This window comes from Rhodococcus sp. 27YEA15, from assembly GCF_049739425.1.
Taxonomy (GTDB): Bacteria; Actinomycetota; Actinomycetes; order Mycobacteriales; family Mycobacteriaceae; genus Rhodococcus_F.
In genome coordinates, this window is sequence record NZ_JBMHHW010000002.1 from 538,324 (window position 1) to 552,841 (window position 14,518).

Below are 14,518 nucleotides of genomic sequence, written 5' to 3' on the forward strand. Positions count from 1 at the left end.
CGCCGAAACTGCTTATACCGCCTTTGCTTCAATGAAGACCTCGGTTACCGCTGGGTTGATCGTGCATCGTGCCAAGACGCACGATTCCCGGACGCATTGTTCCCCGTCTGTCGGTATCACCGCCTTCATCAACGCTGCTCTACCGACGGCTACTGCTGATGTCACCCACTGCCGGCGCGCGATTATCGAAATCGTTTCGCCGACCTCATCGACGAACCACTTGCGCACATGCCGCCGGGGAGTTCGGGGCGAGCTCCTCCTGGGTGTCCTGCGCGGTGATCGCCCGCAATCTGCTTCGGGTAACCGGCGTTCTTGCCGGCGACCGGCATGTGCATTCCCCATGGGGCGACGCTTCGGCGCAAGGTCGTCAATATCCCTGGCGTTGGAAGCCATTTCCCCCATCTTCGCTCGATTGTGTCGGCCGCAGGGAAACCTGTTCTGCGACTACCGACCCACTCGTCGTGGTCCGATGTGTGGCTTCGATTGTGGAGCAACACATCGGGCGCAGCCCGTCATCCATTGCTATTGGACGGGCGTCCGAGGTGACGAAGTCCGCGAATGGAGATATTGAACGGAAGTGCCTCGCTCTTCAACATTAATGTTTACAATGTGATTTACCTCACGTAATATTTCGGCGGCGGCAGCCTCATCACTCGGAATCGCCCTACGGGCGGGGTTCGGGGGCGGTGCCCCTTTTCTTCCTCGGTGGCGCTGCGCGGCAACTTTCGTCGTGCGGCATGAATCAACGTTCCGGTTTGCCTTGTGGCAACGAAACGACAACAGGAGACAATGATGATCGGTCGCTCACGAACCTTGGTTCGAGCAGCGCTTGTGGTGCTCTGCCTAGGCCTTGTCTCGGCCTGCGGCAGTGGCAGCAGCGATGACAATGCCCGGGTGATCAAATGGGGCACTGCAGGTATCCAGGGCACAGCCCCTTTGGCTGTGCACTTGGTCGCCCTCGGTCAGGGTTACTTCGACGATGTGGAGAAGGAGCACAATGTCACGTTCGAGTTCTCCGACGTCGCCACCAGTGAGTCCCTGCCGATGCTCGACAGCGGCGCCCTGGACGTGCTGGGAACCGCAGGCCCGACCTACGCTGTCGCCCGAGTCAAGGATTTCGACTTCGTGACACTGGTCGAGGCCTACGAGAACCCGAATATCGCGTTGGTCGCGGCGAAGAAGTTCGAATCCACACACGGAAATGATCTTGCGGCTTTCAAGGATGCGAAGTGGGGCTACGTGGCACCCGGTTCGTCCACCGAGGCTGTGGCACGTGCTGCGGTGAGCGGGACCGGCATCGTGTGGGAGGACCTGGACACGGTTGCGTTCGGCAAGCTTCCGGCGGGCATCTCCAGTCTCGAGTCGGGTCGGCTGGACATCATCTCGGTTGATGTGGGCAGTGCCGGTGCCATCGTGGCAAGCGGCAAAGGTTACGTGGTCTACAACAGTAATGTCAGCTTGAACACGGTCGGTGGCGGTCCGATCGTGACCGGTGACTTCGCGAGGGGCAATCCTGAGCTCACCCAGGCGATGACCGACGTCTACCTGAGGGCGATGAACACCCTCTATCCCGTGAAGGACGATCCGGAGAAGGTCCTCGCGTTGTTCCCGGAGAAGTTCCAGGATCTGATGCGTGATGGTTTCGCCGAGGCGTGGAAACTCACCGTGCCGGCGTTGCACACCGACGGCCGCTTCGACGCCCAGGATATTGACGGCATGATCGACTTCCTGGTCTCCTACGGTTACATCGAGCCGGCCGACAAGGGCAAACTCGACGGCATCTGGGACAACAGTTACGTCGACGCCTCGTCCGTGACGGTGAATGTCGGCAAATATTAGCTGAGAAGTATTGTGTAACAGTAGAAATCGCGGTATTCAGGTGCTGTCGACATGGGTCCGTTGATCGTGGGGGTGCGGTCGCATGGAAATGTTTCGTGCTGCAGGCCTGCTGCCCCTCGACATGATCTCCATGTGATCAACTAATCAACGGTTGTGTTGATTATGCTACCGTCGAATCGGTCGCCACTCCTTCCTCCGTTGACTTGATGTCGCCATATGGGCATCACGACCGTGCGCTGACGAACAGGGTCGGGTGGAGAGAATCAATCAGGTGTCCACATACGACCGGTGGGCCGTCAAGCAATCAGGAAGGCCAGGCATGGCTATGGATTCGACTGTACCAGTGCGCTTCGACGGGAAGACTGTCATCGTCACTGGGGCCGGGCGCGGGTTGGGGCGTGAGTTCGCCGCACTGCTCGGGCGGCTAGGTGCGAACGTGGTGGTCAACGACATCGGCGTGGCCGGTGACGCGGAACGCTACGCGCCCGCCGATGATGATTCTCCCCTGGGCGAGGATGCGTTCGTTAGAGACGTTGCGGATCGGGTTGCGGCTGAAATCGGCGCAGCCGGGGGCTCCGCAGTCGGAGACCGATCGGACGTTGCTGCCGCTGATTCCGCGGAGTCTCTCGTCGAGCGTGCGGTCGATGTCTTTGGCGGGATCGATGGCATTATTCACTGCGCCGGAGTGGTCCCGTTTGCTCCACTCGAGGAGTTGGTCATCGATGATCTTCGCCTTGCGCACGGCGTGCACGTCGGAGGCGCTTTCTCGCTGGCTCGGGCCGCGTGGCCGCATATGCGCGAGTCAGGAGGGGGTCGAATCCTCAACGTCTGTTCGATTGAAGGAGTCCTTGTCGGTAATCCGAGCTTCACGGCTTATGCCGCAGCCAAGGGCGGGATGATGGGCCTGACTCGGTCACTCGCGGCTGAAGGGGCCCCGCTGGGTATCGGAGTCAACGGACTCCTTCCGGGTGCCACTACCCGTGCCAACGCCGCTGTTGTGGTCGGTTACCGGAGTGACCGAATAGATCGGTCACCTGCGCTGGTGGCGCCGGTGGCCGCCTGGCTGGTGCACCCTGAAAGTTCGGTCTCCGGACAGTTCTATGCCGCCGCGGCGGGCAGTGTTCGTCGGATCTTCACCTCGGCGGCGCGTGGCTATCAGTCGCCGGAGCCTTCAGGGTTGCGTGTGGAAGAGGTCCGTGACAACTGGGAGATGGCGGAGAGCCTGAACGAGCCGATGGCGCCCGCTACTGCCAAGGAGTACAACGACTTCCGGATGGCTGTCTATCGACAGGTAGTCACGTCTTGACTCCGAGTGGAGCGTCGGCTTAGCGGTCCGTCGGTGGATGCGCCCGATTTGAGATTCGGCGTCGGTGTCAGGACTTGACTCGGTATGCGAGACGCGCCTGCGAGTAGTTTCAACATCAACGTTTGCAAAGTGATGGACCTCACGTAGCGTTTCGGTAGTGGCAGGCGCGTCACTCGGAATCGCCCTACGGGCGGGGTTCGGGGGCGGTGCCCCTTTTCTTCCTCGGTGGCGCTGCGCGGCAACTTTCGTCGTGCGGCATGAATCAACGTTCCGGTTTGCCTTGTGGCAACGAAGCGGAAACAGGAGGCAATGGTGATCGGTCGCTCGCGAACCTTGGTTCGAGCAGCGCTTGTGGTGCTCTGCCTAGGCCTTGTCTCGGCCTGCGGCAGTGGCAGCAGCGATGACAATGCCCGGGTGATCAAATGGGGCACTGCAGGTATCCAGGGCACGACGCCGTGGGCTGTGCACTTGGTCGCCCTCGGTCAGGGTTACTTCGACGATGTGGAGAAGGAGCACAATGTCACGTTCGAGTTCTCCGACGTCGCTCCCAGTGAGTCCCTGCCGATGCTCGACAGCGGCGCCCTGGACGTTCTGGGCAAGCCCAGCCCGACCTACGCACTCGCTCGGGTCAAGGATTTCGACTTCGTGACACTGGTCGAGGCCTTTGAGAATCAGAATGTCGCGTTGGTCGCGGCGAAGAAGTTCGAATCCACACACGGAAATGATCTTGCGGCTTTCAAGGATGCGAAGTGGGGCTACGTGGCACCCGGTTCGACCACCGAGGCTGTGGCACGTGCTGCGGTGAGCGGGACCGGCATCGTGTGGGAGGGCCTGGATCGGGTCGCTTACGGAAAGATCCCTGCTGGTATTGCGTCCCTCGAGTCGGGTCGGCTGGACATCATCGCGACCGATGTGGGCAGTGCCGGTGCCATCGTGGCAAGCGGCAAAGGTTACGTGGTCTACAACAGTAATGTCAGCTTGAACACGGTCGGTGGCGGTCCGATCGTGACCGGTGACTTCGCGAGGGGCAATCCTGAGCTCACCCAGGCGATGACCGACGTCTACCTGAGGGCGATGAACACCCTCTATCCCGTGAAGGACGATCCGGAGAAGGTCCTCGCGTTGTTCCCGGAGAAGTTCCAGGATCTGATGCGTGATGGTTTCGCCGAGGCGTGGAAACTCACCGTGCCGGCGTTGCACACCGACGGCCGCTTCGACGCCGATGAGATTGCGAGCATGATCGACTTCCTGGTCTCCTACGGTTACATCGAGCCGGCCGACAAGGACAAACTCGACGGCATCTGGGACAACAGTTACGTCGACGCCTCGTCCGTGACGGTGAACGTCGGCAAATATTAGCTGAGAAGTATTGTGTAACAGTAGAAATCGCGGTTTTCAGGCACTGGTGCTATTGATGCAGGTTCATTGATCAAAATGTTTCAACATGAACGTTTACAAAGTGATGGACCTCACGTAGTGTTTCGGTAGTGGCAGGCGCGTCACTCGGAATCGCCCTACGGGCGGGGTTCGGGGGCGGTGCCCCTTTTCTTCCTCGGTGGCGCTGCGCGGCAACTTTCGTCGTGCGGCATGAATCAACGTTCCGGTTTGCCTTGTGGCAACGAAACGACAACAGGAGACAATGATGATCGGTCGCTCACGAACCTTGGTTCGAGCAGCGCTTGTGGTGCTCTGCCTAGGCCTTGTCTCGGCCTGCGGCAGTGGCAGCAGCGATGACAATGCCCGGGTGATCAAATGGGGCACTGCAGGTATCCAGGGCACGACGCCGTGGGCTGTGCACTTGGTCGCCCTCGGTCAGGGTTACTTCGACGATGTGGAGAAGGAGCACAATGTCACGTTCGAGTTCTCCGACGTCGCCACCAGTGAGTCCCTGCCGATGCTCGACAGCGGCGCCCTGGACGTGCTGGGAACCGCAGGCCCGACCTACGCTGTCGCCCGAGTCAAGGATTTCGACTTCGTGACACTGGTCGAGGCCTACGAGAACCCGAATATCGCGTTGGTCGCGGCGAAGAAGTTCGAATCCACACACGGAAATGATCTTGCGGCTTTCAAGGATGCGAAGTGGGGCTACGTGGCACCCGGTTCGTCCACCGAGGCTGTGGCACGTGCTGCGGTGAGCGGGACCGGCATCGTGTGGGAGGACCTGGACACGGTTGCGTTCGGCAAGCTTCCGGCGGGCATCTCCAGTCTCGAGTCGGGTCGGCTGGACATCATCTCGACCGATGTGGGCAGTGCCGGTGCCATCGTGGCAAGCGGCAAAGGTTACGTGGTCTACAACAGTAATGTCAGCTTGAACACGGTCGGTGGCGGTCCGATCGTGACCGGTGACTTCGCGAGGGGCAATCCTGAGCTCACCCAGGCGATGACCGACGTCTACCTGAGGGCGATGAACACCCTCTATCCCGTGAAGGACGATCCGGAGAAGGTCCTCGCGTTGTTCCCGGAGAAGTTCCAGGATCTGATGCGTGATGGTTTCGCCGAGGCGTGGAAACTCACCGTGCCGGCGTTGCACACCGACGGCCGCTTCGACGCCCAGGATATTGACGGCATGATCGACTTCCTGGTCTCCTACGGTTACATCGAGCCGGCCGACAAGGACAAACTCGACGGCATCTGGGACAACAGTTACGTCGACGCCTCGTCCGTGACAGTAGAGGTCAGCGATGACTAGTCAGCAGACACTCGAGAAGCCCGATCTCGGAGCGGCGAAACCGGGGAAGTCGGGGACCGAGCGGCCACTGAGAACCGGTGAACCCAATGTGGTTGCGGTGTGGCTGGTCCGTATCCTCATCCTTGTCGCTCTGATCGGCGGATGGTCCTACCTGGGCGGCTCGAGTGACCATTGGCAGCGGGTGTTGAGCACACCCCTCGACGTCGTTGAACAGTTGAAGGTCTGGCTCACTGACAGTTCGTTCTATACCCACCATGTCTGGGCGACATTTCTCGAGGCCTCACTGGGCTACGTGATCGGAGTTAGTTTCGCGATTCTGCTAGTTGCCCTGGTGGCATCGTCGCGTGTTGTGGAGCGCCTCATGATGCCCTTCATCACAGTGCTCGCCGTTCTGCCCAAACTCGCCTTGATCCCACTGTTCATCACGTTGTTCGGTATCACGTTGGAGTCGAAGGTCTACTTCGTGGCCTCCTCGATCTTCATCATCGTCTTCCACTCGGTGCATACCGGGCTCAGAACTACCGACCGACTCATGATCGAGAACCTCAGTGTGTTGGGTGCGTCGACCTGGAACAAGATCAGGCACCTGTACCTGCCTTCCGTCCTGAGTTGGCTGGTCTCGAGCCTGCGGTTCAGTGTTGCGTTCGCTCTACTCGCGGCGGTCATCAGCGAGTACTTGGGCGCCATGGAAGGACTCGGCTATCTGATCTCGCAGGGTGAAGCCTACTTCCGGACTCAAGAGGTACTCGCCGGGATCTTCGTAGTGGCTGTGATCGCCCTTATCTTCGATCGTCTGCTGATGTGGACTCAGCGTCGTCTCTCTAGATGGCAGGTTGCATGATGCAAGAACGTCTGAAGACCCTCTTCTTCATCATCGCCCCGATTGGAATCACCGCCGCGCTGATACTCCTGTGGGAGTGGGCGGCGAACTCGGGTGTTATCGAGGCAAGCAAGTACGGCCAACCCAGCAAGATATTCGACGAGCTGCAGTTGTGGCTCGAGGACGGGTCGTTGTGGAAGCACACATTGGCCACGTTGGCTGTCGTGGTGATCGGGCAACTTCTGGGTACTGTCCTGGGGTGCGCGCTGGGTTCTGCGATGGGGTTGTCCAAGTTCTTCAACGCAGTGTTCGAGCCGTTCCTGATCTTCTTCAATGCGATGCCGCGGCTGATACTCTTCCCGTTCTTCGTTTTGTGGCTCGGTTTCGGGGATTCACCCAAGATCATCACGGTGATGCTGGTCGTGGTCACTTTGATCACGGTGACTGTGGCAGACGGGGTGCGCGAGACGCAGGGTGACCTGGTCGCCAACATGCGAGTGCTGGGAGCATCACGGTGGGGCATGGCCAGCCAAGTCTATCTCCCGTCACTGACCCTTCGGGTGACGGGAGCATCGAGGGTCACCATGAGTTACGCACTACAGGCCGCAATCGCGGCACAGTTCGTCGGATCGGAGTCCGGTCTCGGCTATCTGGTCAACCTGGGGCGTCAGGGGTTCGAGATCAACATGGTCTATGCCGCGATCCTCGTGATTTTGGTACTCGCGTTGATCCTGGACTGGTTGCTCACGCTGGTGGAGAACCGCGCCACACGTTGGATGCCGGCCCGCCGTTGATCTTCAGGTACCTCAATCTTCAGAAAGGAACGTGACTGGGTATGTCCCTCACCCCATTGCAAGCCGACCGAGAGGCCAACACCGTGGCTGCACATGAGCGGATACCAGGTCCTGAGGCTGTTGCCGTGTCGGAGAGTGCCGAATTGTCGGTCGAACTCCGCAACGTGTCCCAGGTATTCCCTACCAAGACAGGACCATTCACTGCGATCAAGGATGTGAACCTCGATGTTCGTAAGGGAGAGTTCCTCTCGATCGTGGGCCCGTCTGGCTGTGGCAAATCGACCCTCGTCGGTCTTGTCGCAGGTTTGACCAGACCGTACTCTGGCGAGGTCAGGGTGCTCGGCGAGAATGTCACCGGCGTTGACAAGCGCGTCGGCGTGATCTTCCAGAAAGACGCACTTCTTCCGTGGCGGACAACCTTGCAGAATGTTGCCCTACCTCTACGCTGGCGCGGTGCGAGTAAATCGGAGGCCAACGACAAGGCTCGCGAGTGGCTTAAACGAGTCGGCTTGGAGGGTTTCGAGTCGAATTTCCCTCACCAACTCTCGGGCGGTATGCGTAAGCGTGTCTCGATCGCTTCGACCATGTCCTACAGGCCTGAGGTACTGCTGATGGATGAGCCCTTCAGCGCCTTGGACGTGCAGACTCGAAACATCATGGAGAACGATTTGCTCGACCTGTGGGCGGGTTCGGGACAGACGGTCATCTTCATCACTCATGACCTCGAAGAAGCCATCGGAATGTCCGACCGAGTGGTGTCGATGACCGCGTCACCGGGAACCGTTCTCAATTCGCAAGTTGTCGATCTGCCACGGCCGCGGGATATCCTCGAATGCCGGTTGACGCCTGAGTTCGGCGAGATTCACCGGCAGATCTGGGATGATCTCCGTGGCGAAGTGTTGGCTGCACACAAGCGCTAGTTGAGCGCCCGGCGCATGCGTAGCCTCAGGTGTGAGCGGCGAGCCAGTCGGTTGAGCGTTATGCAGTGACTTGATTCGCCCCTGTGATCGGTCGGTCAACTCAGTGCACAGTCGGGAGCGGCGGAATGCACGCCGAATCAGTTGAACGAGTTCTGGAATCGTAGTTTCGCGAGCGCTCACCACATACGTTTCAGGACTTTGCCGGCCCCAGCGACGATTTCGCGGAGATACCCCGCGTCGCTGGGCCAGGTGTTCTGCAAGGCGACGTATGGGTACGTTCGAATCCGGACGGGATACACCATGTGCGGATCGTTTCGTAGAACCCTGCGAGTGCATGTACGGAAATGAGCCTCCGATCTTCTTTGAATTTGGGATGCGTTGGTGGTCAAGCCGCGCATGGGGATGAGGGCTTCCATGCGAAGCGGAATTTCTTGTACGTCAAAAAAATTCGCGAATAGCCTCGGATAGGGCGAACTCTGCAACGAGGCTGTACCCTTCGTAAGGATTTGAGCCTTGCAACCTGCGACCGAGCCGATTTTAGGCGAGCCCGCGACCAGACAGCGTGGCAAAACTGCGGCGATCATCGCGGTTCTGTGTCTGACCGGCACTGCCGTCTCGCTGCCGCAGACGATGGTCGTGCCGCTACTTCCCGAATTTCCGGAGGTCTTCGGGGTCAGCCACGACGACAGCTCATGGCTCATCACCATCACACTGCTCACCGGCGCCGTCGGCACACCGATCATCTCGCGTCTCGCAGATATGTTCGGCAAGCGCCGCATGTTGTTGCTCGCGGTGTGGGCGATGATCGTGGGTTCGCTCGTCGCCGCTGTCAGCGGCACCTTCGCAGCAGCAGTGATCGGACGTGGACTGCAAGGACTATCGGTGTCATTGGTGCCGGTCGGCATTTCCATCATGCGTGACGAACTCCCGAAAGCCCGTGTGGCAGGGTCGATTGCGCTGATGAGTGCGACGCTGGGCATCGGCGCGGCCTTGGCGTTGCCTCTAGCCGGGTTCATCGATGCGCACCTGGGATGGCAGGGAATATTCTGGGTGCCCGCCGGTATCGGTGCGGTCATGTTCGCTGCGGCGGCTTTGATCATCCCGGAATCGTCGGTGCGCACTCGCGGACGGTTCGACTTCCTGGGTGCGATTCTATTGTCCGGTGGACTGAGCACTTTGCTGGTCGGCATCACCAAGGGTGGAACCTGGGGTTGGTCCAGCACGCCAACCCTGGTGTTGTTCGGGACCAGCGTACTGTTCTTCGGGCTCTGGTTTCCCTATGAGTTGCGCGTCGGCAATCCCCTGGTTGATTTGCGGACCTCAGCACAGCGGCCGGTTCTGGCGACCAATATCGCGTCGGTACTGGTCGGGTTCGTGATGTACGCCAACTTGCTGCTGACCACACAGCAACTGCAGATGCCACAGATTTCGGGGTACGGACTCGAGATGACGGCGTTCGCGGCTGGAGTCGCGATGATCCCTACAGGTGTAGCGATGGTGGTCTTCTCTCCGGTCTCGGCGTTGATCACCAATCGATTCGGGCCGCGAATTACCTTGATCACCGGTGCGATGGTGATGGCCGTCGCCTACCTGTCGCGGGTGGTGTTGGCTGGTTCCATCCCGGTGATTGTCATCGGCGCGACGCTGGTGAGCATCGGGACCGCGATAACCTACGCGGCGATGCCCATGCTCATCATGCGTTCAGTCCCGATTACCGAGACGGCGTCTGCTAACGGCCTGAACTCGTTGCTGAGGTCGATCGGCACATCTATCTCCAGCGCTTTCGTCGCCGCCATCCTCACCACGATGACTGTAAAGCACGGGCCGTCGCTGGAGCTACCCTCTCCCGATGCGTTCGACACGATGTATGCGGCTGCCGTGCTGTTCAGCTTGCTTGCGGCCAGCGTTGCGCTCGCCATCCCGCGGCAGCGGGAAGTCTCGGTCGGCGCTGACGTGGGGCACCTCGACGCCGACGAGTCCGATTCGCGTGCGGTAACGTTGGCGTCCGGTGTATTCCCCGGGACTGAACTCCTCGTCACCGGCATGGTGACCGACCAGACAGGCATTCCTGTTCGACAGGCAGTGATCAGCCTGCTCGATACCAGCGGCCGACCCGTCGATTGGAGTAGATCCGGTAGCGAGGGCAAGTTCTCACTGGTGCTGCCTGCAGCAGGCCGCTATTTGATGATCGCCAGTGCCGATGGATGGACTCCGCACTCTGAGGTCGTCGGATTCGCAGATGCCATCGGTACCCACCTGATAATGATGCGACAACGCTTGACGCTCTCGGGCAGGCTTCGCAGTGGTGGCCCTGCTCTTTCCGGCGGACTGGTCACGCTGACAAAACCAACCGGAGAGTTTGTGTCTTCGGCTTTCAGCGACGCCGACGGCCAGTTCGATCTGCCACTGCCCTCTGTTGGACGATATATTCTGACCGCTCTCGATCCGGCTCGGGAGGATGTCCTGACTCGGCAGGTTGCGATCATTGGTGCGAGTGCAACTGTGGACCTGGATTTACGCCCCACCCTCACCCGAATAGCTATGCCGTGACGTCACGTCCTCAGCGGCGGAACTGAGCATGAAGCGAATTTCCCAACTGATGTCACTGTGTATAGGCGCATGAGTGCAATTTTCTCGATATTGGCGCTCGCCAGGTTCATGGGACCACCTGATTGCCAGAGGGTAGGAACCGCCGTGGCGCGTTATTGAGGTTCCCCCGCTTCCCCGGAGACTTCCGAACCAGGTTTGATCGTGGAGACCGAGGAAGGACATCGTTGTGGGAAGGAGGAAGTATCCGTCGGAGCTGCGTGAGCGGGCGGTGCGGTTTTATCGGGAATCGGAGCCGAAGCCAGTGATCCGACGGCTGGCCGACCAGCTAAGCCTGAATCCACCGACGAGTCCGTGAAAGTCAATCCGAATCGAAGGCATGAGAAAGTGCTGTTTGCAGGCATGGTGTGGCCGCTGGTCTACCCAGCTTTTCCACGATTGAAGGGTCTCGGGCCGCTGCCGGTGATTCGGTCAAGTTTCAAGCGTTGGATGGCGGAATGTGTCTGATAGTGTTGGCCTACAATCGAAGCCACGCATCGGGCCACGGCCAGTGAGCCGGTAGTCGTAGGACAGGTTTTCGCCCAGGTCGAGTCAATCGAGCGGGGATGTTGACGATTTTGCGCCGAAGCGTCGCGCCTCGGGAATGTGAATGCCGGTCGCCGGCAAGAACACCGGTAGCTTGAAGCAGATTGTGGGCGATCGCCGCGCACAACACCCACGCGGAGTTCGCCCCGAATTTCCCCGATGGCATGTGAGCGAGCGGTCTGTCGATGAGGTCGGCGAAGACGGTTTCGATGATGGCGTGCCGACGGTGGGTGACATCGGCGTCGGCGGTGGGTCTGGTGGTGTTGGTGAAAAATGGGTGATAGCGCCACACGGGAAACAATGCGTCCGGGAATCGTGCGTCTTTGACGCGGCGCACGATCAACCGGGCGGCGACCGGGTCTTTGGTGGAAGTGAAAGCGGTGTAAGTGGTTTCGGCGACTTCGGCATAGGAAATCGGGGCGCCGGTGTCGGGATCGCGAACCGCGCCGGGATATTTCACGGGTGTCCAGGCGTCATCGGCAATCGACTCGATAGCACGCGCGACGGCGGTGTTCTTGGCCATCACGACCGAGAATTCAACCTTCGCGCGCAAGCACGCGGTCACGACGGAACGGGTGCCGTAGGCGGAATCGCCACGAACGAGGATTGTGCCGACCGCACCCGCCTTTCGTGCGGTGACGATGGCTTGGGTGACCATCCGACCTGCGCCTTTGCCCGATCCGGCTTTCCCTGCTCGTAGCCGCATCCCGGTGATGATCGGTGCGGAATCGGCAGTACTGAGTGTCGTTGCGAGCGGGGAGAGACCTTTGCGGAGGACTTGTTTGCCGGCGATTTTCGCATGTCCGTAGGAGGCGCCTTGTTTGGCGTGGCCGTAGACGGGTCGTAGTAGGGAGTCGATGTCGACGAACGCGTGATCGGCGATTCCAGGCAGAATGTCTGCTCGGGAGGCGAGTGAGATGAGGTGTTCACGAAGCACTGATTCGAGTTGGCGATTGTGTCCGAAGGTGAACTCGCGCAGCAGTGTTCCGATTGTCGAGGGTGCGTAGACGTTGCCGAACAGCTCTTTCATGCCGTCGGAGCGAAGTAGGTCGAGGTCGTCGATGCTGTCTGCGCCCACGCACATTCCGGCGATCAGTGTCGTAAGTTTCGGTGCCGGGTTCGCTGCCCCGGACGTGATCTTCGTTGCGGTGATCGAGATCTTTTCGGCGACCAATTCCGTCAGTCGGGTCTGTTGTGCCAAGGTCATCACTGGGACCAGTCCGGCGCACGAGACGATGTGGTCTTCGTCGAACACTGCGGAACCGTCGACGAACTTGTGGGACACTTTCACTGGAAGTGCCTTTCCCGAGTTGGTGGATTTGTTGTGTGAGAACTCACATCATCCCAGTTCAGGGGGCACTTTCTTTAGTTAGACACTCCGACTGGCGGGAGTTCTATCGGTGGATCCAGGCTAAACGGACCGCCAGGGGCCTCGCTGACGGATCAGTTCAGTCTTGTAGAGGTTGTTTGAGATGGACCCCGTGGTTTGGACAGTCCGCGGCGGTTGGTAGGTGGCGGGCTGCTGGGTTGTTATGCGATCTGCGGTAGCCGCTGATGTTGATGATATGCCTCGTCGGGAGTTAGACCATCGAGTCCTTGGTGGCGACGGTGGGTGTTGTAGTACTCGAAGTAGGTGCCGAGTCCGGCGCGGGCTTGGGCCCCGGTCTCGTAGGCGTGCAGGTAGACCTCCTCGTATTTCACCGAGCGCCAGAGTCTTTCGATGAATACGTTGTCCATCCACCGGCCGCGGCCGTCCATGCTGATTTTTACCCCGGCGTCGGCGAGCGCTGTGGTGAAGGCGGTCGCGGTGAACGTCGATCCCTGGTCGGTATTGAAGATCTCCGGTGGCCCGTAGGTATTGATCGCCTCGGTGAGGGCGTCGATGCAGAATGCGGTGTCGATGGTGTTCGACACCCGCCAGGTGAGGACCTTGCGGGAGTGCCAGTCCATGATCGCCACCAGGTACAAGAACCCGGACGCCGTCGGCAGGTACTCCCGCGTCCGTGCACCAGACGTGGCCGGGCCGGTCGACGCTCTTGCCGCGCAGCAAGTGCGGGTAGATACGGTGTCCCGGCGCCGGCGTGCTGGTCTTGCGCTTGGGATACAGCGCGGTCATGCCCATGATCCGCATCAGGCGTTGCACCCGCTTACCGTTGACGACGATCCCGTCGTTTGTGAGGTGGTCGACGATGCGGCGTGAACCCAGGAACGGCAACCTGAGGTGGATCTCGTCGATCCGCCGCATCAGGTCCGTGTCACCGCGATCAGCCGATCGTCGCCGGTAGTAAACCGTAGAACGAGCCACCTCGAGCAGTTCGCCTCGAGCAGTTCGCACTGCGCGGCGACCGGCAGGTCGTGGTCGCGGTTGATCATGGCCCGCCTCACTTCGGATCGAAGCGATCGAGCCCGCGATCTAAAAAATCGCGTTCCATGGTAAGTTCGCCGATCTTTGCGTGCAACGTGTTGATTTTCGCCTTGGACTCATCCCCGCGATGCCCTGTCCCTGCGGCGAACGCATCGGGCGCCCCATCGAGGAGCTGACGTTTCCATGCGGTGATCTGGTTCGGGTGCACATCGAACTGTTGTGCAAGCTCAGCGAGGGTCTTCTCCTCCCGCAGCGCTGTCAGAGCCACCTTGGCCTTGAACTCCGGTGTGAATCGCACCGGCGAGTCCGGAGACTTACTGATTTGAGAACTACGCAATTCGCGTAGTTCTGTGTTCACCGTAATAGAACGCCTCAAGTTCGGCCGGTGGAACGTCCCCGCAGTGCTCGTAGAGTCGTCGGTGGTTGAACCAGTCCACCCATTCCAACGTCGCGATCTCCACATGCTCGACCGTTCGCCACGGACCGCGAGGCTTGATCACCTCGGTCTTGTAGAGCCCGTTGATCGTCTCGGCGAGAGCATTGTCGTAGCTCGACCCGGTAGCCCCGATCGAGGAATCGATACGAACCTCAATAAGCCTGTCGGTGAAGGTAATTGACGTATATTGGCCAGGTTCAACCGGTGGACGCAACAC

At 59.9% G+C, this 14,518-nt stretch carries 9 protein-coding genes and 2 pseudogenes; 8 read left to right on the plus strand and 3 right to left on the minus strand.

Going from position 1 to position 14,518, the window contains the following annotated elements; all coding sequences use genetic code 11:
• The first annotated feature begins 894 nt into the window (after positions 1–894).
• The 8 genes from ABH922_RS27520 (at position 895) to ABH922_RS27555 (ending at position 10,918) form a co-directional block, all read left to right on the plus strand.
• Positions 895–1,839 (plus strand): ABC transporter substrate-binding protein, encoded by a 945-nt coding sequence (locus ABH922_RS27520; protein ID WP_424810199.1) that lies wholly within the window; start codon positions 895–897, stop codon positions 1,837–1,839.
• A gap of 325 nt (positions 1,840–2,164) precedes the next feature.
• Positions 2,165–3,145 (plus strand): SDR family NAD(P)-dependent oxidoreductase, encoded by a 981-nt coding sequence (locus ABH922_RS27525; protein ID WP_424810200.1) that lies wholly within the window; start codon positions 2,165–2,167, stop codon positions 3,143–3,145.
• Positions 3,146–3,559: 414 nt separating this feature from the next.
• Positions 3,560–4,504 (plus strand): ABC transporter substrate-binding protein, encoded by a 945-nt coding sequence (locus ABH922_RS27530; RefSeq protein ID WP_424810201.1) that lies wholly within the window; start codon positions 3,560–3,562, stop codon positions 4,502–4,504.
• Between the two features lie 385 nt (positions 4,505–4,889).
• Positions 4,890–5,834 (plus strand): ABC transporter substrate-binding protein, encoded by a 945-nt coding sequence (locus tag ABH922_RS27535; protein WP_424810202.1) that lies wholly within the window; start codon positions 4,890–4,892, stop codon positions 5,832–5,834.
• Positions 5,827–6,675, plus strand: a complete 849-nt coding sequence (locus ABH922_RS27540) for an ABC transporter permease (protein WP_424810203.1) — start codon at positions 5,827–5,829, stop codon at positions 6,673–6,675. The genes ABH922_RS27535 and ABH922_RS27540 overlap by 8 nt, the downstream gene beginning before the upstream one ends.
• On the plus strand, positions 6,672–7,448 hold the full coding sequence (locus ABH922_RS27545; protein WP_424810204.1) for an ABC transporter permease: 777 nt from the start codon (positions 6,672–6,674) through the stop codon (positions 7,446–7,448). The genes ABH922_RS27540 and ABH922_RS27545 overlap by 4 nt, the downstream gene beginning before the upstream one ends.
• A gap of 41 nt (positions 7,449–7,489) precedes the next feature.
• Positions 7,490–8,368, plus strand: a complete 879-nt coding sequence (locus ABH922_RS27550; protein ID WP_424810205.1) for an ABC transporter ATP-binding protein — start codon at positions 7,490–7,492, stop codon at positions 8,366–8,368.
• A 513-nt stretch (positions 8,369–8,881) separates the two neighbouring features.
• Positions 8,882–10,918 carry an MFS transporter gene (locus tag ABH922_RS27555; RefSeq protein WP_424810206.1) on the plus strand — a complete coding sequence of 679 codons (2,037 nt, stop codon included), beginning with the start codon at positions 8,882–8,884 and terminating at the stop codon, positions 10,916–10,918.
• A gap of 514 nt (positions 10,919–11,432) precedes the next feature.
• On the opposite strand, the gene ABH922_RS27560 is transcribed toward ABH922_RS27555, so the two are convergent.
• From ABH922_RS27560 to ABH922_RS27570, 3 genes and pseudogenes are all read right to left on the minus strand, one after another.
• Positions 11,433–12,791 (minus strand): IS1380 family transposase, encoded by a 1,359-nt coding sequence (locus tag ABH922_RS27560; RefSeq protein ID WP_424810207.1) that lies wholly within the window; start codon positions 12,789–12,791, stop codon positions 11,433–11,435.
• A 239-nt stretch (positions 12,792–13,030) separates the two neighbouring features.
• Positions 13,031–14,163 (minus strand): annotated as a pseudogene (locus ABH922_RS27565) (IS3 family transposase).
• Between the two features lie 31 nt (positions 14,164–14,194).
• Positions 14,195–14,491: pseudogene (locus tag ABH922_RS27570) on the minus strand (integrase core domain-containing protein); the annotation flags it as partial.
• Positions 14,492–14,518: the final 27 nt, after the last annotated feature.

Excerpts from the sequence above, each read along its gene's own strand:
- ABH922_RS27525 (WP_424810200.1), top strand. The coding sequence starts at position 2,165 with ATGGATTCGACTGTACCAGTGCGCTTCGACGGGAAGACTGTCATCGTC.
- ABH922_RS27540 (WP_424810203.1), top strand. The coding sequence starts at position 5,827 with ATGACTAGTCAGCAGACACTCGAGAAGCCCGATCTCGGAGCGGCGAAA.
- ABH922_RS27545 (WP_424810204.1), top strand. The coding sequence starts at position 6,672 with ATGATGCAAGAACGTCTGAAGACCCTCTTCTTCATCATCGCCCCGATT.
- ABH922_RS27550 (WP_424810205.1), top strand. The coding sequence starts at position 7,490 with ATGTCCCTCACCCCATTGCAAGCCGACCGAGAGGCCAACACCGTGGCT.